We start from the raw sequence: 20,430 nt of genomic DNA, 5'->3' as shown, positions 1-20,430 counted from the left end.
AAAAAATGAAAATTTTATTTTAAAAGCGAGAAAATGACGCTTTTCCTTATGGTTTTAATCTTATCTAATTTAAAGAGAATTTTTTTTCATGAAATCAATGATTTCTGAAATATATCCGAATGCAATGGAAACCACCGTATCAGCAGCTCCATAATATACCGTAACTTTGTCTCCTTCTGATAATGCCGCACAAGGAAAAATCACATTCGGAACATCTCCCGTAAGCTCATATAGCTCTGCGGGAGCCAATAGATAAGGTTTTGTTCTGTACAATACTTTTGAAGGATTTTCAAGGTCAAGCAATGCTGATCCCATGGAATAGCGAAAACCATTACATGTATTGATCACCCCGTGATAAAATAGCAACCATCCTTCTTCTGTTCTTATCGGAACCGGGCCGCCTCCGATCTTGGTACATTGCCAAGCACTCTCTTCAAATGGAGCTACTTTCATTACGCAACGATGCTCTCCCCAATATTTCATATCAGGACTATAGCTGATATAGATATCCCCGAAAGGCGTATGTCCGTTATCACTGGGACGGCTCAACATCGCATATTTTCCATCAATCTTTTCAGGGAAAAGAACTCCATTTCTGTTAAAAGGCAAAAAGGCATTTTCACACTGGAAAAATTCTTTAAAATCAAAGGTATACCCAATTCCGATCGTAGGTCCGTTATATCCGTTACACCATGTGATCCAGTAACGATCTTCTATAAAAGTGACACGCGGATCATATTTATAATCAGATTCGATCATTTCTGTATTTCCTGCTTTCATTTCAATTGGATCGTGGTTGATATCCCAATTGATGCCATCCTTACTGAAACCAGCAAAAATATTCATTTGTACAGATTTGTTATCACATCTGAAAACACCGGCAAATCCATCTTCAAAAGGGACTACCGCGCTATTGAATATACTGTTCGATGTTGGTATTGCATATCTGTTGATAATTGGATTTTCAGAGAAACGCCACATTATATCGTGACGATCTGCCGGACGATCCTGCCAAGGGATCATTGCTGATTGAGATGTCATAAAGTATTTTTTACTTTTATTTAAAATTATTTAATAATAGAATTATTGTTCTTTTTGTTTTTCCGGATAAGGAAACGGTGCAACTAAAGTGACCAAAAATGCCGGAATCGTAGCGATCAAAACCCATACGAAAAACATTTTGTATCCTATCCAGTCACTGATCATTCCACTGAACATGCCGGGAATCATAACTCCAAGATTCATGATCCCTGTTGCAAATGCATAATGGGCCGTTTTATGTTTACCAGGTGCAATCTGCTGCATCATATACAACATAAGTCCAACGAAACCGAACCCGTAACCAAAGTATTCCACAACCACAGCAACACTTACAGGAAGCAATGTATCCGGCTGATAGTGAGCCAATAAAGCATACACAACAAATGGAATATTAAATGCGCAGCATAACCAGATCAATGATCTTTTAAGGCCCCGGGCTGAAATAAAGTATCCAGCCAGCACCGACCCTAAAATAAATGCTGCAGAACCATAGGTTCCGTAAATAAGCCCTATATCAGAAGTAGATAACCCCAAGCCTCCGGAGGTTCTTGGTGCTTTGAAAAATAAGGGCGCAATTTTGATAGCAAATCCCTCTGCAAAACGATATAAAATAATAAATAATACCGACCAGAGTATATTTCGTTTTTTGAAAAAAGAAGTGATGACTTCCAGAAGTTCCTGTCGGACATTGCCGGCTGTTTTTCCGTTCTTTTGCTTTTCAAGCTTGTTTTCGTTGGGTAAAACAGAATAATGATAGACGGCAAGAATAAAAAATAGCAGGGCGTATACTCCCATAATGATCATCCAGGCATGCGTAACGCCTTTGGTTTTTTCTAAAACGCCTGCAAAATAAACGAGGACTCCACTGCTGATAATTTTGGCCAGATTATAAAATGCACCTTGCCATCCTATATATTTTGCCTGTTCTTTATTGGTAAGAAAATTAATATAAGTTCCGTCCGCTGCGATATCATGTGTTGCTCCGCAAAAGGCGACTACAGCAAAGAGGGCAATACTGTACTTAAAAAAATCTGGCATAGGCAGACTTAGCGCAATTAGCGCAAAAAGAATTCCTATGGCAAACTGGGTAAAAACTACAAAGAACTTTTTTGTCTTATAAATTTCAAGGAAAGGACTCCACAATGGTTTTAATGTCCATGAAAATAAAATGAGAGCTGTCCAGAAAGCAATCTTTGAGTCCGAAACACCCATATCCTTATACATAATTCCGGAAACAGCATTAATGGTTACAAAAGGTACTCCCATTGCAAAATATAATGACGAGATCCAGAATATCGGCTGTATAGAACGGGTTCCGGAAGTGTTTTTTACCATATTAAATTATAGATGTAAAAAGAGGACATCTCAAAAGTTTCACGCCGGCATAAACGAAACATTGTGAGAAATAAAAAATACTGTACATTTTTACACCGGAATGAAAAGCATGAATCCATGCTTTTCATTTGAGACGGCCTCTGTGCTATTTTAATTATTGAGTTACAATTATGGCTTCTTATCCCACCAAAGTTTTGTTCCTCCAGTGTCTGCTCCTCCTAAATATTGTAATGCCTGAGGATAGTTGAATAAAGAATTCTTGGTATCTACCGTGAAAGGAATTCGGCGAATCATCGCATCTGTACTGATTAACCCTCCACTATCATTTTGTCTTACTTTGAAAAGGATCGGATAACCGGTTCTTCTTTGTTCTGCCCAGGCCTCAGGTCCGTTCGGATAAAGGGCAAGCCATTTTTGAGTAATGATTCTTTCCAATTTCCTTTCATTAGAATCTGCATTGTTCCATGCAATGGTAATGGTACTCAGCTCAGGATGTCCTACCCCAATATTATTCGCCGCATTTTTCGGATCAACATAGGGAGCTTCTGTAGCTGTTGTATTGGCGAGATAGGTAGCAACACTTGCACTTTTTCCCCACTCTCCAAATGATTGTTGAACACCTGTCTCGTAATCTGCCTGGATTGCTCCTGCTCCAGCATACCCTCTCAATGCAGCCTCCGCTTTAAGGAACCATGTTTCAGCTGCGGTAAACAGTTTCATTTTACCATCTGTTGCAGAAAAATAATCTCCGGCTGCTGATTTTGCCTGTGGCTGAGAAAAACCACCATACGTAGATTTTCCGTTCAATAAATCGATACCTTGTCGTATTCCTATGTATTTACCATTGATCTGTGGATTGCTGTCTGTTGCCGGAATAGCATAGGCAGGAAGCCTTGGATCGTTATATCCGTTCATATAAGCCATTAATGGCGCTCCTATAAGACAGTCTCCCCACGAATAAATGATAAAACTCAATTCCGATTGACCCACACTGATCAAAGCATTATCTTCATTGTCAGTGATCAATCCTGCTGGTGACGCAAGTGCTTCTTCAGCATATTGTTTTGATTTTGCAGGATCTGCATAACTCATACGCATTGCTAACCTCAACTTCAATGAGTTGGCCAGCTTTGCCCATTTACCCATATTTCCCTGGTATACTAAGTCTGCCTTTTTTAATGCTGATTTATCTTCTACATTTTTTGTTGCCGGGCTATTCTGTATGGCTTGAAGGTCATTTATTGCAGAAGTAAGATCAATAATAAATTGATTATACGCGCTTTGCTGAGAATCAAAATCTGTAGTTCCATTAGCATTTGGTGTGTCGTATTTACTATACACAACCGGGCCATGGTTATCGGAAACCCTTGCAGCTGTAACAACTCTTAGTATTTTTTTCACAGCAAGTGTTCCCGTAAAATCTATTCCTGCATATATATTTTTAGCAGCATTATCCATGTTGATAGCATAGTTAAAAATGTCCTGCTGTCTGGCAATAATCCTATTGTTCCATCCATCCATCATATAATAGGTCATATTATTCTTACCTCCATTAAACTGTGATGCTGTACTGAACATACCGCTAAACATATCTGCACTTAGATTGGGATAGAGCTGATAATCTGACTGCAATCCTCTCTGCATAGATACCAACGGGTCTACCACTAGTTTAAAATCGGCATAAAAATTTTCAGGGCCTCCTAACTTTTCCTGATTATATTGATCAAGTTCACTGGTACATCCGGAAGCAGAAGCTAATACTATTGCACCTAGTACCCATGTTTTTATATTAATGATTTTCATTTTAGTATTGTAAAATTAGAAGTTAGCTTTTAATGATAATCCTATAGATCTGGTGATTGGCAAACCAAATGAATCTACTCCTACTCCACCCGGTGTATTTCCTGATACCTGTTCAGGATCAAACGGCGCTTTTTTATAGAAGAAAAACAGGTTAGTCCCTACCAGACTTAATGTTGCACTTTTCATATATTTTGAATTCACGTCAAAGGTATATGAGATCGATGCCTGACGTAAACGCACCGTGGTAGCACTATACATATAGGCTTCGTCAATCCCTGTATTATTTTCAATTCCTCCCACAGCTTTATAATAAGCTTTTGCATCAGTTTTGCCATTATAAGCCTGTCCTGCATTAGGCGTTCCCGGTGCATACACAGAATTTGGGATAGATACCCCACCAGCATCACGAGCATCCGCAGAAGCTTTGCTTACACCATATACATCATTTGCTTTTTCAGTAAGTGATAGTACCTGTCCTCCGAATTTTCCATCAACAAGGAAGGAAATACCTAACTTACCTATATTAAAGCTGTTATTGAAACCTAAAATAAATTTAGGATTCGGATTTCCTAAGTATCCAAGGCTCCCTGTAGTCGCCAATGGAATACCATCTTTATCCACCAAAATACGTCCCTGCGCATCTCTTTGGTATTTAATTCCATAAATATCACCAAACGATCCACCTAATTTCATTTTTGTATAATTTCCACCACCTGTTAATGAAAACAGTTGATCTTGCGGAATATTCAGGCTTGAAGGAAACAATTCAACGATCTTGTTTCTGTTCACGGACCCATTCAATGTTGTGGTCCAGTCAAATTTTCCTGTATTGAAAACCTTATAAGACAATGAAGATTCAAAACCTGTATTTTGTATTTTTCCAGCATTAATGTAATATGAACCGGTAGGAATACCCCCTAAATTGGAAGAAATCAGTGTTTCTAGTAATTGATTCGTCGCATTAGAGTCGTAATACGTAAAATCAAAATTAAGTCTGTTTCTTAGTAATCTTAATTCAGTACCCGCCTCAAATGTTTTATTCAATTCAGGTTTTGGAAACAAATCCTTATAACGTGGATCTGTAACAAAAGAACTCTTAGGATATACAATTGTTCCCGCATCTACCCCAAAAGAATAACCTTTGTTATATTCTAACATTGCATTCGATATATTTGGCGGTAACCCAAGCCCAACTGTCGCATAAGAAGCTCTTATTTTCCAGAAATTAATAACCTCAGGAAGCTTAAAGACTGAGGATAATATGGCATTGGCTCCTATGGACTCGTAATCAAATCCCTTTCTGCCCGTTAAGGCCAGAGTAGAATCCCAGTCATTTCTAAATGTCATATCAACATATAACATATTTTTGTACCCAACGGAAGCGCTGGCAAAAACAGATTGCACTTGTTTTTTGAGATTGTAATAAATATAATGATATCCATCACCAGGTGCTCTGTTTCCTGGCCACAAAAGGTTATTTAATGAAAATAAGTTGGGGGTTACCAAATAGGAATTATCGATTTGAGTAACTTTATTTCTCGAGGTATTAATACTTCCTCCTACTGTAAAGTCTAAAGAAAAATCCTCACTCAACTTAGGACTACCCACCAACAAAACATCTCCATAAGTAGAAGAATTTTCATATGTATTTCTAAGAAGCCTTCCATTAGTACCATTGGCTAACAAAGCAGGATCTGAATACGCTGAAATTCCTCTTTGGCTATCTGAAATACTCCAACTATAGTTCCCTCGAACTCTTGCTGTTAACCATGGGTTGATCTGATAAGATAAAGCAACGGCACTGTAGGTATTTTTGTTATTTACTGTAACCTTATCCCTGTTCAATATCCAATATGGATTCTGTGTAGCCGGATTTCCTTTAAAGGATCCGTCAGGTTTTACCTCCCACCAGTTTTGTGCCGGCAGTAATCTGTTTTTATCAATATAAGAATAGTTATCTGGGCCATATTGATCAAAATCTACTCCTCTTGGTAGCCAATACAAACTCGTTAAAGGAGAGAAAGATACCCCTGGAGATTGTCTGTTTATACTATTCTGTAAAGAGCCTATAAAGTTAGCATCTAATGTTAGTTTATCATCGAGAAATTTACTCGAGTTTCTGAAAGAAACATTGTATTGATCAAAATAGGAAAGAGGAACGACTCCTTTATTAGTTGTATTTCCTATCGAAAAATAATTGGTTGATTTCTCATTTCCAGATTGAAAAGAAAGGCTATTCACCCATGTTGTTCCATTTTGTAGAAAATCTTTTAAATAATCCTTTGAAGACCCTTTTGCTCCCCAACTCTGCACAGAAGCCCCCGGAGCATCACCTGATACAGACGGATCATAAGACAAATAACTGTGCTGTAACTTAGGAAGACTATATGCTCTTTCTACACTGAAACTAGAGCTATAACTGATCGAGCTTCTACCTACTTTCCCTTTTTTTGTCGTAATAAGTATTGCTCCATTACCTCCCGCAGAACCATAAAGAGCTGAAGCTGAAGCTCCTTTAAGGAAGTTGATGCTTTCAATATCATCCGGATTGATGGAGCTTAATACATCTCCTGCATCCGGCATGCTCGAGTACTGGCTGATTTCAGGAGCTTTCCCTGCATCATTGATAATAGGGATTCCATCAATTACATACAATGGCTGACTATTAGAAACAGATTTGTTTCCCCTCATTACTACTCTTACGGAACTCCCTACACCATTGGTTCTATTGATCTGCACATTGGAAACTTTCCCATTGATTGAGTTTAAAAGGTTGGGAGTCTTTACCGCCGTCAGTTCATCTCCTCCAATCTGTTGGCTGGAGTAAGTTAAAGAACGGGCTTGTTTTTTGATCCCCAAAGACGTCACAACAACCTCTTCGATGTCGGCTGTTTTAGTTGAATCGGCAGGCTTTTTTACTTGTGCATATCCAAACACAGAAAAAGCTAATAAAACCGGTACGGCAGTTTTTCTCATAGGTAGATTAAATAGTGTTTAATTTAGAATCAATACTTTATAGCTTGTTTTTATTTATAAAGCAAGCCCACTTTATTTTGCTTAACATTTATTTATCATAAATAGTAAACAATTAAAGTTTCGTTAAAATTTAATTCATATTGACAAATCTAATTTTTGTGCACAATCAGATATAATACTATTTTGTCATAAAACGATATTATTTTTTCTACACTTTTCTTCTTAGCCTTTTTTTGACCTGAAATACAATATATTACAACATTTTAGAGAATTTATAAAATCATGTTTTTTTCCTATTTTTTATAGCCAAAATGTGATATATGCATAATTTTTTTCGTGATTTCTGTCATTTTATGACCATAAAAAGAAAATCCAAACCCCAAAATCCGGGCCCGGGAATATAAAATGCTCTTAAAATAAAAATATCATTCTATTTTCTTTACTCCCTTGAACTGTTCTCTGAATTCTGTAGGTGTTGTTTTTTTGAGTGATTTAAAAACCTTATTAAAATTGGCAATATTATTGAAACCTGCTTCAAATGCAATTTCAGAAATGGTAAGATTCTTTTCCATCAGCCACCGTGCGGCATAACTGATCCTGATCTCATTAAGATAATTCACAAAAGTTTTGCCCGTCCTTTTTTTTATGAACCTGTTGAACGTAACATTGCTCATATTGACCAAAGAAGCAGCGCCTTCAAGAGTAAGTTTATTTTCAAAATTCTTATGCACAAAATCATGGATGATCTTCATTTTATCACTATCCACAAATGTTTCCAGCTCAATACTGTAAGAGGATAATAATGTTTTGTTTTCAGCTGTTGCCAGTTCATTCAGGATTTTCATGATCTCAATAAAAGATTCAAAACTATTCATCTTCGAAAGATTAAGAAAAGACTCTTTCAGCTTTTCAGCCGTCTCCTTCGAAAACAGGATGCCTCTTATAGACTCTTTGATAAGATTGCTGATTGGTTTGAGAATATTCTTCTGCATCAGGGATTGGTTGAAAAAATCCTGATTAAATTGTACTACAATTTCATATGTTTTTTTGTTCTTACATCGGTAATTTGCCCAACAGTGAGGAAGATTAGGGCCAACCAGCACCAATTCAATATCTCCGATCTCTCCGGTATGGTCCCCTACCATCCGACGGTATCCCTTCCCTTTGTAGATAAAGTTAATTTCAATTTCCGGGTGGTAATGATACGGGAAATCAAATGAGGTTTTTATCCGGTCAAATACAAGAAAACTGTCCTCGGGAGATAACGGAGTTATTTCTCTCAAAATATTTTCTAATCCGCTCATGTGTTTACAATAGTTAAATTACTGAATTATGGGCATTTATAATAGAAATGTAAGATAAGGAACCTTACATCCGGTTGTTTTTATAATTTGATTGACTAAAGTACACTTATTTTAGTAAAAGATAATGACTGACACTTCTTAACTTGTTTTGATCCATCTCTAATAAGAAAAATAAAGCCGGATCCAATAATTAGAAGCGGCCATATCACTAGGTAAACTAATTATTACCTCATCTTTCCACGTTTACTGGTTTAGCTGATTGATGCTGGTAATCATTTCTCTATAAATTTTATAGTCCTGTTTTTTATCAAAATTGAATCCATAAGCACCATATCCTCCCGCCTTAGCTTGGTATTTCGTAGAAGTGTAATACTTTTTTAGCCTCAAAGGTCCCTGGCTATCATTACTATAAGAATAAGAAGATTCAAAGTCAGCAGAAATCAACAGGATATTCTTCTTTGGAAAACCGGATTGTATGTAGCCATCGATTTTATTATCACTGGATGCTTCACTTCCCCAATAATCCTGGATATAAATAAGATCGATCTTTGAAAGGGTTGCACTAGACACCCCTAATTCTGATAACCCTACATTCGTATCAATGATGAGTAGCTTTCCTGAGTTTGATCCCGGTCCAAAATATTTAGCAAAGGCCTTAATATAAAGTTCCCAATCTCCGGCATTAAAACCTGCATCCGTATAGCCTGGCTCCAGATCCAGATCAACCCCATCAATCCCCCATTTCGTCAAAGAATCTGAGACCTTTTTTGCGTAAGCATCATAATCTTCAGGCATGTTTTTAAATTTTACGGTTTTTCGTTCATCCTTATAATTTTCGAAGATTTCATTTGCGAACTGGGTCTGAATAACAACAGTTCCTCTTTTCTTAAGGAATTGTACATCACTGATGATCTCTGTTAATGTTTTTGCATCCTCTCCTGTAGCTCCGGGAATCCTATCTCCTCTCTTTAAATTACTTAAGCCCAAAAAACGATGAAAAAGGTTGACAATATCCACACCATCCGGAATATCCCTCAAGTTGTAGTAATCAGGTATCACTCCTCCTCTCGTCAATCCATTAAAATACCCTGTTACCTTAAATTTTTTACTGTTGATAATTTCAATCGGAGTTTTTTCCTTTGGAATTGTTCCTTCATTATCATCCTGGCAGGATATGAAACCGAAGCACATAAAAATTAAAATCATATGTACGTAAGCAAGCCCCTTTTGTTTTCTCATCTTAATATTTTTTGCGGTTTTTTCTATATAAACAAGTCAGATCTCTTTTTCTTAAATATCATTCATTATAAACAAGAGATAATTAAAATTTATTTAAGATTTAATTCATATTAACAAATCTAAATTTTGAAGAGTGACCGGGATAATACTATTTTATCATTAAGCAATACTATTTTACAACCATAAAAACTCTATAAAGCAACAGGTTACAAATCCCGATCATATCAAAGTTTTTTTATTGACAGAGAGATTCAAAAGTGACTTTTATTGTAATCAAGGATCTGTTTCAGGGATTTAATACATCTGCACCCAGCTTTTTTGTATCTTTATTCTTAAAGTATACCAATGCTGCGACAAAGTTTTATTTTTGAAGACTCCTATAAAAAATTTGGATTCGATGTTTTTTCTGAAGAAAATCTTGGCATTTTAAAGGAAAATAAATTGACTTCCGAGATCAAAATATTCTTTATTCCTCCGGGATATGAACTGAGTGTGGATTTTAACCATTACAAAACTACAGTTCCAACCCTGTTCTTTTTAACCAATCAATATTTGGATATAAAGAAGGGAAATCCTGATGAATCCATATTATTACATTACAACAGAGATTTCTATTGTATTCAGATTCATGATAAGGAAGTAGCCTGCGACGGGATCCTTTTCCATAATATATTTGAAATTCCAAAGGTAGAGCTGAATCCAGAGGAGGCAGTAATTATCAGAAATTTGCTAAAAAATATAAAGGATGAACTTGAATGGAAGCAATCCTCTAACGAAGAAATGATAAGGACCTATTTGAAACAGATCATCATTCATTCTACCAGAAAGTGGAAAAAACAAAACCTGGAAACGGAAAGGGTAAGCATCCCGAATAATGATCTCGATGTATTCAGGGATTTCAGCAGAAACCTTGAAATTCATTTCAGACAAAAACACAATGTGGCCGACTATGCCGAGTTATTGCATATTGCGCCGAAAACATTGACCCACAAGTTTAAAAACCTAAACCTGGAATCTCCCAATCAACTCATTATCAACAGAATTTTGCTGGAGGCAAAAAGACTATTGTTCTATACGGATAAACCGGTAAAAGAAATAGCTTATGATCTTGGCTATGAGGACCCCGCGTACTTTAACAGATTATTCACCAATAAGGTAGGCAGCACACCGGCTCATTTTAAGAAAAATTACTCTTCGGGAAAAAAGTACAATACTTAAGCCTTTTTATCTATTGAAACCAACCTTGATGTGACATACCTTTGTCATGTCAAAAAACAAATTAAATATTAACTAAAAAACAAAACATTATGAAACGTAACGCAACAGCCGTTTGGAATGGCAACATCAAAGAAGGAAACGGACACCTAACAACTCAAAGCACCACATTAAATGAAACTCAGTATTCTTTCAACAGCAGATTTGCCGATGGTGTAGGAACAAATCCTGAGGAATTATTGGCGGCTGCCCATGCAGGATGCTTTACCATGAAATTAAGCGCTGAATTATCACAGGCCGGATTTACCCCTGAGGAACTTAAAACAACCTCTGTTATTACTCTTGATCCAAGTATTGGAAAAATTACTAAATCTGAATTGACTTTAACCGCAAAAGTTCCAGGACTTTCAGAAGAAGACTTTCAAAAATATGCTAAAATTGCTGAAGAAGGATGCCCGGTAAGTGCCGCTTTCAATTTTGAAATTACACTCAACGCAACTTTAGCATAATCAACCTACTATTATAACCAATTACCAACCTTAAAAACCCAACATTATGTCACACAATGTTCAACCCGCAGAAAATGATCCCCATATTTTAAAAGATATCCGCGTTTTTCTTAAGGATCTTAACAGTGGAGGCGGAAAACCAATTGAAGAAATGTCTCCTGAAGATGCAAGACAGGTTCTTGTAGGAGCACAAGCCTCTGTAAACTTTGATTATTCAGATATTGAAGAATTTGAAAAAAAGATTACCCAGGACGGTATTTCATTAAATATTCATATTGTAAAACCCAAAGGAGCAAACGATAACCTTCCTGTATTTATGTTTTTCCATGGAGGGGGATGGGTATTAGGAGATTTCCCTACTCATAAAAGATTAGTAAGAGATTTGGTTGTAAAAAGTGGAGCCGTCGCTGTATTCCCTGATTACACTCCATCTCCGGAAGCTCAGTATCCTACTGCTATCAATCAGGCCTATGCAGCTACAAAATGGGTTTCCGAAAATGGCAAAGAAATCGGAGTGGATGGCTCTAAATTGGCTGTTGCAGGAAACAGCGTAGGTGGAAATATGGCTGCTGTAGTTGCTCTGATGGCAAAGGATAAAAAAGGACCGGAACTTCAATACCAGGTTTTATTATGGCCAGTTACTGACTCAGATTTCACAAGAGAATCTTATGAAAAGTATGCGCAGGAAAGGTTCTTAACAACTCCGTTAATGAAATGGATGTGGGACAATTATACTACAGATCTTGAAAAAAGAAAAGAAAAATATGCTTCTCCAAATAAGGCATCTCTTGAAGAGTTAAAAGGATTACCTCCTGCATTGATCCAGATAGCTGAGAATGATATTCTTCATGACGAAGGGGTAGCGTATGGAAGAAAGCTTGATGAAGCCGGTGTTCCTACTACACTTGCAGTGTATAAAGGTTTTATCCATGATTATGGATTATTAAATCCTATAGCTCATATTCCGGCAATTCAGGAATCTCTTGCCCAGGCAGCTTCCACAATAAAAGAAGCTCTCTTTAAATAAAATATCTTAAGTCTGGACTAATATTCAAGTTCAGACTTAGTTTTTATTCTAAATATACCATTTGGTATATTTTCGTATATTTGCATATAATTTCATGATTATGTCAAAAGCAGAAAAGACCAAACAGTTCATTATTGAGACTACTGCTCCCTTATTTAATAAGAAAGGCTATCTCTCAACGACGCTTTCGGACATTACGGAAGCAACAGGACTAACAAAGGGCAGTATTTACGGAAATTTTGAAAACAAAGATGAAGTAGCTCTTGAAGCTTACAAGTATAACTCAACTTTTCTGAGTAGAAGCATGTCCAGATCACTAGGAGAAGACTTTCCTCTGGCTGTGGATAAATTAAAAGCTATTGTCAATTTTTACCGTAAAAGCTGGAAGGATGTTTTCCTTAATGGAGGATGCCCGCTGATGAATGCCGCTACAGAGTCTGATGACACTTTTCCTATCCTGAAAAATCAGGTTACCCTATCTTTTCAGGCCTGGATCAAAAAAATTTCAGCAGCTATTCAGGAAGGCCAGCAAAGCGGAGAATTCAATGAAAAAGTAAATGCAGATGAAATGGCCTCATTATTCATTATGCTTATTGAAGGCGGTATACTTCTTTCCAAAACAACAGGTAATGAAACCTATCTGAACCTTGCTTTAGACAGGATCCTTTTAATCATAGACCAGGAACTCAATATTATTCCATCATAAATTTTTATCATATGGAAACAAAAAAAGTGGCCATCGTAGGATACAACAGAATTCCTTTTGCCAGAATGAACACTGCTTATGCAGATAAAGGGAATCAGGATTTGCTGCTTTCTGCCTTAAACGGACTGATTGACCGTTATCAGCTCACAGGAAAACTACTTGGTGAAGTTGCAGGCGGAGCAGTTATTAAGCACATATCGGAAAGCAACCTCATCAGAGAAACAGTAATGAATACATCTCTGGATCCGGCAACTCCGGCATGTGATCTTCAGCAAGCATGTGATACAGGAATCGAAGCAGCTATATATATTGGGAATAAAATCGCCCTTGGACAAATAGAAAGCGGTATCGCCTGCGGAGTAGAAGCTATGAGCAATATCCCCTTCGAATCGTCCCCCAAATTGAGAAAGGCTCTTTTAAAAGCAAATAAAGAAAAATTAGCTTTTGGAAAGCTGAAACATCTCTTAAGCCCGTCATTGAAAGACTGGATGCCTATTCCATACAAGGGACAGGAACCTAAAACAGGATTGGTAATGGGTGAACATACTGAAATTACCGCAAAATATTATCAGATATCACGTGAAGACCAGGATCAGCTGGCTTTCAAAAGTCACCAAAATATGGCTAAGGCTTACGAGGAAGGATTCTTCAATGATATGATCACACCCGCATTTGGTTTAGAGAAGGATAATAATTTACGCCTTGATACCAGCCTTGAAAAACTGGCTCAGTTAAAACCCGCATTTGATAAACAAAACGGAACACTCACTGCAGGAAATTCTACTCCATTTACAGATGGGGCCTCTGCTGTCTTATTGGCCAGTGAGGAATGGGCTAAGGCCAACAATCTTCCCATCCTGGCCTATATTACCTTTTCCGAAATAGCAGGAATAGAATATGTGGAAAACAGACAAAATTTACTTCTTGCACCGGTTTTTGCCGCAGACAGAATGTTGAAAAAAGCAGGAATGAACCTTGAAGATTTTGATTATTACGAAATCCACGAAGCTTTTGCAGCACAAGTTTTGGCAACAATTAAGATCTGGGAGAATGATGACCTCGCCAAAAAATTCGGATTAGAAAAAGCTTTGGGAAAAATAGACAGAAATAAGCTGAATGTAAAAGGCGGAAGCCTTGCAGCTGCTCACCCGTTTGCCGCAACCGGAGGCAGAATTATCGCTACACTGGCTAAGCTTTTAAACCAAAAAGGAAGCGGGAAAGGTTTTATTTCTATTTGTGCAGCAAGAGGGCAAGGTATCACCATGATTATAGAAAAGTAAAAGTATTATATGGATCGATTAGAACAATTAAGACAATTTATTGGAAAAGAATTTGATCAGTCCCCTTCTCCATTTATGAAATGGCTGAATCCTATTGTAATTTCTGTAGAGGAAGGAAATCTGGAGTTTCAATATACCGTTCGCCCGGAATGGCTGAATCCAATCGGTAATCTTCATGGCGGAGTAACCGCGGCTATTGTGGATGACATCATCGGTGCTACGATGTTTTCCTTAAATGAAAATTCTTTCATTACAACCATAAATAATGTCATCGATTATTTTTCAACTGCGAAAGAAAATGATAATATTGTAGCCGAAACTAAAATCATTAAAAGGGGGAAGCAATTTGTAAATGCCCAATGCGAGATATGGAACGCAGATAAAACAAGACTCATTGCTAGAGGAACCTCCAATTTATTTAAAATCAGTAACTAAGTATGAAAAGAGTTGTCATTACAGGACTGGGTGCAGTTACACCCTTGGGAAACAATGTCGCAGATTTCTGGCAAAACAGTATTAATGGAGTAAGCGGAACGGCTTTAATCAAGCATTTTAATGCTGAAAAATTTAAAGTTCATTTTGCTTGTGAGGTAAAAGATTTCGACCCTAAAAAATATTTGAACCATAATGAAATAAAAAGAAGTGATCTCTTCACTCAGTATGCAATGTATGCCTCTGCTGAAGCAATTGAAGATTCAGGATTGGATTTTGAGACGATGGATCCATTCGATACAGGTGTTATCTGGGGAACAGGACAGGGAGGTATGCTAACCTTCGAAAATGAAGTCGCAGAATATTATGGTGGTGAGGGCATACCGCGTTTCAATCCGTTCTTCGTTCCAAAATTCATTGCCAACATGGCTTCAGGAATGATTTCTATGAAATACGGACTGCAGGGAATCAACTATACGACAGTTTCCGCGTGTGCCACCGGAAATACAGCTTTAATGGATGCTTTTAATTATATCCGTTTGGGTAAAGCAAAAGTAATCATAAGCGGAGGTTCAGAGGCTGGTATTACTCCAGCTTCCGTGGGCGGATTCTCCGGCATGAAAGCAATGTCTACGCGAAACGACGATTTTGCTACAGCAAGCCGTCCTTATGATGTAGACAGAGATGGTTTTGTAATCGGTGAAGGAGCAGGATCATTGGTCCTTGAAGAATATGAACATGCCAAAAGCAGAGGAGCAAAAATCTACGCCGAACTGGTAGGTGCTGCCATGACAGCAGATGCTTATCACATGACCGCTCCGCATCCTGAAGGAGCAGGTGCTATAAAAGCTATGCAGTTATCTCTTAACGAAGCCGGAATTAATGCAGAAGATATTGATTATATCAATCCCCACGCGACCTCAACGCCTTTAGGAGATCTTATTGAATTAAAAGCGATCAACAGCCTTTTCAAAGGAAGTAAAAAACTTGATATAAGTGGTACAAAATCAATGACAGGGCACTTATTAGGGGCAGCGGGTGCTGCGGAAGCCATACTTTCAATTAAAGCAATTGAGAACGGAATCATTCCACCAACCATTAATCTTCACGAGATAGATCCTGCCATCCCTAAAGATGTCAATATCGTATTTAATGAGGCTAAAGAAAAAGATATTACGTATGCTTTAAGTAATGCTTTCGGATTCGGTGGACACAATGCGACCTTGATTTTCAAGAAGTTTAGCTAAGGAATTAGTTTAATAAAAATAAAAAAGCAGTCAAAATTGACTGCTTTCTATTTTATTCTGATTCAGGAATAAAAAAATCATCTTCCCCCTCTTCAATTGGAATATAAAGTCTTTCCCATTTTTCTCCTTCCACTATTTCCCAACTATGTCCAACTCCATCAGTATCCTCTGCTATAAGAATTATTCCCGGTTCAATTAGAAATGTAGAACCATCACTAACTTTAAATAAAATATTTCCTTTTAATGTGATCACATACTGTCTCCGTGGAGCCGGATGCGTATGTTTTTCCCATTCTTCTGTTATCGTACTAATCCAAAAAGTCCTGGTATTCATGGGCTTCAAAGTGGGTATTTTACCTGTCTCAAATCTGCTTGTCTGATCTGGATTACTCGATAACCTGAAAGCAGGAATATACTCACCTGTAGATTTCATACGACTTTTTAGTTTATGTTCAAATCGTCTTTATACTTATTGATAACAATTCTTATTAAGACTTTAACCACTCTGAGGAAGAAAGATAATTTTGATCCGGATAATAAATAAACAGACAATTTCTTCCTTTTATGGTATTAATAATTGGAGCCGTAAGGTCTTTCGGAATGGCAGGACATCCCCAGCTTCTCCCGATTCTTTTATGCATTGCTGCAAATTCTTCACTTACATAATTTGCTCCGTGCATTACAATCGCTCTTCTGTAAGCCGCATCATTAAATCCTTTATCCATCCCAAGCAACCTTAGAGAATATCCGTTATCTCCGTTATAGGTAGCATCGGTAATATAGAATCCCATACTGCTTTGAAGCGAGCTTTCATTATTTGAAAAATTGGTTGCAAACTCCTCTCCTGTATTTTTACCATGGGCAACCAAAGAATTAAACAAAACTTTCTTTTCCTGTGTATCAATTACCCATAGCCTGTTGGTATTGGAGGACATCGAAAAATCGCAGACTGTCAGTAAATGTGAATCCTGACTCAGTAATCCTGCTTTTTTTAAATTTTCAAATCCTGTTAAGGCTTTAAAGAACACCTCTTCATTAAGTTCATGTCCTGGTGCGAATGCAATTGATTTATATAATTCTTCTGATGAAGATACCGCATTGGTTGTCTTCTCAGATTTCGTGTCAGCTACTCTTTCAATTTTTTCTGTGCCAATGGTTTCACTTCTTAAATTCGTTTTCTCCGGAGAAATGTAAAATGAAGTTGTAACCATGTACGCAAAGCCCAAGAGGCTATATAATCCTTTCATTCAATAACTATGTAAAATATAAATTAGTGGGGCAAAATTATAAAAACATAATTACGCGACAGGAAAAACAAACCGAAGTTTAACGCTATTTAAGAAACTTTAACTTCCTGATTCTGTGAATTAAAGCCGTTATTTTAACGCATTTCGGATCAATTCCTGTCGCATTGATTTTATGCGATACTGCGATTTTACGGGTTTTGCTATAACATGAGGAAATACTTCGCAAGGAATTCCTGCATATAAATCTTCAATAATTTAATATTCTACAATAAGCATCTTTATATTAAGAAAATTCTTACTTATTGTAGATTCATTGAAAATAGTAAAGATCAGATAGAACTATTCATCGAAAATCTAGTTTTTAGAATCCGGGACAAATTCCAGACTTACAGAATTCATACAATAACGTAGTCCTGTTGGTTTGGGACCATCATCAAAAACATGCCCCAAATGCGAATCACAACGTTTACAAAGCACCTCTACTCTTTCCATTCCATAAGTTGTATCTCTTTTATAATAAACTCCTTCTTTATCCGCTTCAAAAAAGCTGGGCCATCCGCAACTGCTTGCAAACTTTGAGGTAGAGCGAAATAAATGGTTTCCGCAAACGGCACAATAATATTCACCTGTTTCATCGAACTCATTATATTTTCCCGTGAAAGCTCTCTCAGTAGCAGCTTCTCTTGATACGGCGTACAAATCGGGAGCCAGGATTTTCTTCCATTCTTCATTGGGAACTTCCAGTTTTGTGGTATCTGTTCTTGAATAGTATGGATTGTTTTTTGCTTCGTTTTCCATAGATGTAATTTTGATGGGTTATGATTCTGCGAATATGATTGCAGAAAAACAATTAGTATTAATGAAATTAAAAATTTCATAACCAAATTTACTAAATTTGATCATATGAATGATGAAGCCAAAAGAAAACAACTAAGAAAATACAAAGCATTTGCGACAGGATTATTTGTATTGATGGCAATTATTTTTGTCATTACAACAGTCCTTCAAAAGACAAATCCTTCACATTGGATAGGATACGTCCGCGCATTCTCCGAGGCTGCAATGGTGGGAGCCCTGGCCGATTGGTTTGCCGTAACTGCTTTATTCCGACATCCACTGGGGCTTCCTATTCCACATACCAACCTGATTGAAAACAGCAAAGAAAGACTCGGAGATAATCTCGGAAGTTTTGTAGTGACCAATTTTCTTTCACCACAGAACATACGCCCTTACATTCAGAAACTTAAAATATCCAATTTCGTAGGCGAATGGCTTACCAAAGAAAAAAACCAGGAAATTTTAATTAAAAATCTATCCGATATTGTTCTGGATATCCTCAATAAGCTTGACGATTCAGTGGTCAGTGATTTTATTACCAAAAAAGTCTCCGAAATGTCCAATGGGATAAAGCTTAATGTGATCATTGGAAACGGAATTAACTATTTGCTGGATAAAAATGACCATCAGCGGATTATAACCAATCTATCAAAGCAAATCAAAGAATACATCATAGAAAATGATGAGATGATCGAGGAGCGTGTAAAAAAAGGAAGTTATTCTTTTATCCCGTCATTTGTTGACAATAAAATTGCAGAAAAAATTGCCAATGGATTATCCGATTTCTTTAAAGAAGTGGAGGAAGATCCTCAACATGAAATCAGATCATTAATCTCAAAGAAGATCTATGAATTTTCATCGGATCTGAAAGAAGACCCTAAATGGGAAGGTGAGTTTAAGAACATTAAAAATGAGATCCTTAAAAACGATAAACTCAGCCAGTATTCGAATGACATCTGGTCTTCCATTAAAAACACTTTAACAAAAGAACTTCAGGAAGATCACTCCTCTTTAAAAAATTATATCTCCAAAAATTTAAATGAGTTTTCAGAGAACTTAAAAACTGACGAAAAACTTCAAAACAAAATAGATCATTGGGTACGCGTTACTGCCTATAAATATATTCTGAGAAACACTCACCAATTTGGAAACCTCATCAGCTCCACTGTCGGAAACTGGAAAGGCAAAGAATTAAGTGAGAAAATGGAGCTTGAGGTGGGTAAAGACCTACAGTTTATCCGTGTAAATGGTACATTAGTCGGTGGATTGGTTGGATTGATCATTTATACAATTGCTCATTTCTTTATTTAATACAACTAAAAACTAACCATAAAACCCGCATGAAAAAACTATTTTTATTACTCCTGTGTTCCATAGACTTCTTTTCCCTCGCTCAAAAAATAGAACTCAAAGTAGTTAATGATTCTTCCCAGATCTTTAAAGGGGAAGTTGCAGGAATTCCTGTTACCATGCAATTGCATTATAGGGGTATCGTGGATTGCAGCCAATATCAGCACTTTATAGACGGCTGGTATTTCTACGATAAATATCAGAAAAAAATTCCGCTCACCGGTATTTACGATTATGGAAACCTATACCTCTATAATTTTGGAAATAAGCAAAAACAGAGTTCAAAAATATTGGGAGAAAAGATTACATCACCTCAATGGATTGAAAAAACTGACAGTATTGCTAAGACGCTGAACCCCAAAGAAAGCTTCATTTTTAAAAATGATCGGTCCAATAAAGAAGTCCAAGGTAAATTCATTTTAGGAAATAAAGCACAATCTGCAAGTTTGTTTACCAAAAACAACATGATCTACAGATTTAATAATTATCTGATCCTGCCCAATAATAAAAAAATAAACACCTATGATTTTATAGATTCTTACGGAGGTAATGAACTGGTATCATACGTTTCAGATCAATCGGGAAACAGGATTCTGTTATATTTTGAGCATACGTCCAATTTCAATGCCTGCGGAATGTGTGGTGCCAGTGAAGGAGAAAAGGGCTATAGGGTATTATACTTTACCAGCGACTGGAACTATAAAAAACACGAAGATTTTCTTACAGAAAGCTGTATCAATAATATTTACGATACTGTAGTAACCAAAACTAAAGATTCTAAAGTTTTAAAGTTCGCTATTAAAAAGACAACAACAAGCCCTGCTTATACCTTGGTTGTAGATCGTAACAATGCTTCAGTTACAAAATCAAAATAGATGCAAG

The 20,430-nt window shown here is 36.9% G+C and carries 18 protein-coding genes; 9 read left to right on the top strand and 9 right to left on the bottom strand.

Features of this window, described 5'->3' with window-relative positions:
- Window positions 1-69: 69 nt before the first annotated feature.
- The 6 genes from AC0INN_RS12120 to AC0INN_RS12095 all read right to left on the bottom strand — a co-directional run bounded on the left by AC0INN_RS12120 (window position 70) and on the right by AC0INN_RS12095 (window position 9,698).
- Window positions 70-1,041 carry a glycoside hydrolase family 130 protein gene (locus AC0INN_RS12120; protein WP_273650412.1) on the bottom strand — a complete coding sequence of 324 codons (972 nt, stop codon included), beginning with the start codon at window positions 1,039-1,041 and terminating at the stop codon, window positions 70-72.
- Between the two features lie 42 nt (window positions 1,042-1,083).
- On the bottom strand, window positions 1,084-2,376 hold the full coding sequence (locus AC0INN_RS12115) for an MFS transporter (RefSeq protein ID WP_273650411.1): 1,293 nt from the start codon (window positions 2,374-2,376) through the stop codon (window positions 1,084-1,086).
- Window positions 2,377-2,544: 168 nt separating this feature from the next.
- The gene (locus tag AC0INN_RS12110; protein ID WP_306613386.1) at window positions 2,545-4,179 is read right to left on the bottom strand and encodes a SusD/RagB family nutrient-binding outer membrane lipoprotein; all 1,635 of its coding nucleotides are present in this window, start codon (window positions 4,177-4,179) and stop codon (window positions 2,545-2,547) included.
- Window positions 4,180-4,194: 15 nt separating this feature from the next.
- Window positions 4,195-7,155: a SusC/RagA family TonB-linked outer membrane protein gene (locus AC0INN_RS12105; RefSeq protein ID WP_306613385.1), complete on the bottom strand. Its 2,961-nt coding sequence runs from the start codon at window positions 7,153-7,155 to the stop codon at window positions 4,195-4,197.
- 425 nt (window positions 7,156-7,580) lie between these two features.
- Window positions 7,581-8,459, bottom strand: coding sequence for an AraC family transcriptional regulator (locus AC0INN_RS12100; RefSeq protein ID WP_172282133.1), 879 nt, complete (start codon window positions 8,457-8,459; stop codon window positions 7,581-7,583).
- A gap of 243 nt (window positions 8,460-8,702) precedes the next feature.
- Complete coding sequence (locus AC0INN_RS12095) at window positions 8,703-9,698, bottom strand: EndoS/ChiA family endoglycosidase (RefSeq protein WP_273650408.1); 996 nt, start codon at window positions 9,696-9,698, stop codon at window positions 8,703-8,705.
- A gap of 345 nt (window positions 9,699-10,043) precedes the next feature.
- On the opposite strand from AC0INN_RS12095, the gene AC0INN_RS12090 reads away from it, so the two are divergent.
- The 7 genes from AC0INN_RS12090 to fabF all read left to right on the top strand — a co-directional run bounded on the left by AC0INN_RS12090 (window position 10,044) and on the right by fabF (window position 16,114).
- Window positions 10,044-10,916, top strand: coding sequence for a helix-turn-helix domain-containing protein (locus tag AC0INN_RS12090; RefSeq protein WP_273650407.1), 873 nt, complete (start codon window positions 10,044-10,046; stop codon window positions 10,914-10,916).
- An 89-nt stretch (window positions 10,917-11,005) separates the two neighbouring features.
- Entirely contained in the window at window positions 11,006-11,422 is a 417-nt protein-coding gene (locus AC0INN_RS12085) for an OsmC family protein (protein ID WP_172282127.1), read from the top strand.
- Between the two features lie 46 nt (window positions 11,423-11,468).
- Window positions 11,469-12,449: an alpha/beta hydrolase gene (locus tag AC0INN_RS12080; protein ID WP_306613384.1), complete on the top strand. Its 981-nt coding sequence runs from the start codon at window positions 11,469-11,471 to the stop codon at window positions 12,447-12,449.
- 100 nt (window positions 12,450-12,549) lie between these two features.
- Complete coding sequence (locus AC0INN_RS12075; RefSeq protein WP_273650405.1) at window positions 12,550-13,155, top strand: TetR/AcrR family transcriptional regulator; 606 nt, start codon at window positions 12,550-12,552, stop codon at window positions 13,153-13,155.
- An 11-nt stretch (window positions 13,156-13,166) separates the two neighbouring features.
- Window positions 13,167-14,435, top strand: a complete 1,269-nt coding sequence (locus tag AC0INN_RS12070; RefSeq protein ID WP_306613383.1) for an acetyl-CoA C-acetyltransferase — start codon at window positions 13,167-13,169, stop codon at window positions 14,433-14,435.
- A 9-nt stretch (window positions 14,436-14,444) separates the two neighbouring features.
- On the top strand, window positions 14,445-14,870 hold the full coding sequence (locus AC0INN_RS12065) for a PaaI family thioesterase (RefSeq protein WP_172282119.1): 426 nt from the start codon (window positions 14,445-14,447) through the stop codon (window positions 14,868-14,870).
- Window positions 14,871-14,872: 2 nt separating this feature from the next.
- Entirely contained in the window at window positions 14,873-16,114 is a 1,242-nt protein-coding gene (gene fabF / locus AC0INN_RS12060) for a beta-ketoacyl-ACP synthase II (RefSeq protein WP_273650403.1), read from the top strand.
- A 52-nt stretch (window positions 16,115-16,166) separates the two neighbouring features.
- Here fabF and AC0INN_RS12055 read toward each other — a convergent pair whose 3' ends face one another.
- The 3 genes from AC0INN_RS12055 to msrB form a co-directional block, all read right to left on the bottom strand.
- A complete protein-coding gene (locus tag AC0INN_RS12055) occupies window positions 16,167-16,547 on the bottom strand; it encodes a cupin domain-containing protein (RefSeq protein WP_273650402.1) in 381 nt (126 codons plus the stop codon).
- A 55-nt stretch (window positions 16,548-16,602) separates the two neighbouring features.
- Entirely contained in the window at window positions 16,603-17,361 is a 759-nt protein-coding gene (locus AC0INN_RS12050) for a murein L,D-transpeptidase catalytic domain family protein (RefSeq protein ID WP_273650401.1), read from the bottom strand.
- 354 nt (window positions 17,362-17,715) lie between these two features.
- Entirely contained in the window at window positions 17,716-18,159 is a 444-nt protein-coding gene (gene msrB / locus AC0INN_RS12045) for a peptide-methionine (R)-S-oxide reductase MsrB (RefSeq protein WP_172282112.1), read from the bottom strand.
- 105 nt (window positions 18,160-18,264) lie between these two features.
- Between msrB and AC0INN_RS12040 the strand changes: the two genes are divergently transcribed.
- Window positions 18,265-19,509: a DUF445 domain-containing protein gene (locus AC0INN_RS12040; RefSeq protein ID WP_273650400.1), complete on the top strand. Its 1,245-nt coding sequence runs from the start codon at window positions 18,265-18,267 to the stop codon at window positions 19,507-19,509.
- Between the two features lie 29 nt (window positions 19,510-19,538).
- Window positions 19,539-20,423, top strand: coding sequence for a hypothetical protein (locus AC0INN_RS12035; RefSeq protein WP_273650399.1), 885 nt, complete (start codon window positions 19,539-19,541; stop codon window positions 20,421-20,423).
- The last annotated feature ends 7 nt before the right edge of the window (window positions 20,424-20,430 follow it).

This window comes from Chryseobacterium subflavum (genome assembly GCF_055762745.1).
Note: the sequence above shows the minus strand (reverse complement) of the source record. Positions and strands in the feature narration are given on the sequence as shown.

Coding starts and splice junctions, on each gene's coding strand:
- AC0INN_RS12120 (WP_273650412.1), bottom strand. CDS start 1,041: ATGACATCTCAATCAGCAATGATCCCTTGGCAGGATCGTCCGGCAGAT.
- AC0INN_RS12115 (WP_273650411.1), bottom strand. CDS start 2,376: ATGGTAAAAAACACTTCCGGAACCCGTTCTATACAGCCGATATTCTGG.
- AC0INN_RS12055 (WP_273650402.1), bottom strand. CDS start 16,547: ATGAAATCTACAGGTGAGTATATTCCTGCTTTCAGGTTATCGAGTAAT.
- AC0INN_RS12075 (WP_273650405.1), top strand. CDS start 12,550: ATGTCAAAAGCAGAAAAGACCAAACAGTTCATTATTGAGACTACTGCT.
- msrB (WP_172282112.1), bottom strand. CDS start 18,159: ATGGAAAACGAAGCAAAAAACAATCCATACTATTCAAGAACAGATACC.
- AC0INN_RS12085 (WP_172282127.1), top strand. CDS start 11,006: ATGAAACGTAACGCAACAGCCGTTTGGAATGGCAACATCAAAGAAGGA.
- AC0INN_RS12065 (WP_172282119.1), top strand. CDS start 14,445: ATGGATCGATTAGAACAATTAAGACAATTTATTGGAAAAGAATTTGAT.
- AC0INN_RS12050 (WP_273650401.1), bottom strand. CDS start 17,361: ATGAAAGGATTATATAGCCTCTTGGGCTTTGCGTACATGGTTACAACT.
- AC0INN_RS12110 (WP_306613386.1), bottom strand. CDS start 4,179: ATGAAAATCATTAATATAAAAACATGGGTACTAGGTGCAATAGTATTA.
- AC0INN_RS12100 (WP_172282133.1), bottom strand. CDS start 8,459: ATGAGCGGATTAGAAAATATTTTGAGAGAAATAACTCCGTTATCTCCC.
- AC0INN_RS12080 (WP_306613384.1), top strand. CDS start 11,469: ATGTCACACAATGTTCAACCCGCAGAAAATGATCCCCATATTTTAAAA.
- AC0INN_RS12040 (WP_273650400.1), top strand. CDS start 18,265: ATGAATGATGAAGCCAAAAGAAAACAACTAAGAAAATACAAAGCATTT.
- fabF (WP_273650403.1), top strand. CDS start 14,873: ATGAAAAGAGTTGTCATTACAGGACTGGGTGCAGTTACACCCTTGGGA.
- AC0INN_RS12090 (WP_273650407.1), top strand. CDS start 10,044: ATGCTGCGACAAAGTTTTATTTTTGAAGACTCCTATAAAAAATTTGGA.
- AC0INN_RS12105 (WP_306613385.1), bottom strand. CDS start 7,155: ATGAGAAAAACTGCCGTACCGGTTTTATTAGCTTTTTCTGTGTTTGGA.
- AC0INN_RS12035 (WP_273650399.1), top strand. CDS start 19,539: ATGAAAAAACTATTTTTATTACTCCTGTGTTCCATAGACTTCTTTTCC.
- AC0INN_RS12070 (WP_306613383.1), top strand. CDS start 13,167: ATGGAAACAAAAAAAGTGGCCATCGTAGGATACAACAGAATTCCTTTT.
- AC0INN_RS12095 (WP_273650408.1), bottom strand. CDS start 9,698: ATGAGAAAACAAAAGGGGCTTGCTTACGTACATATGATTTTAATTTTT.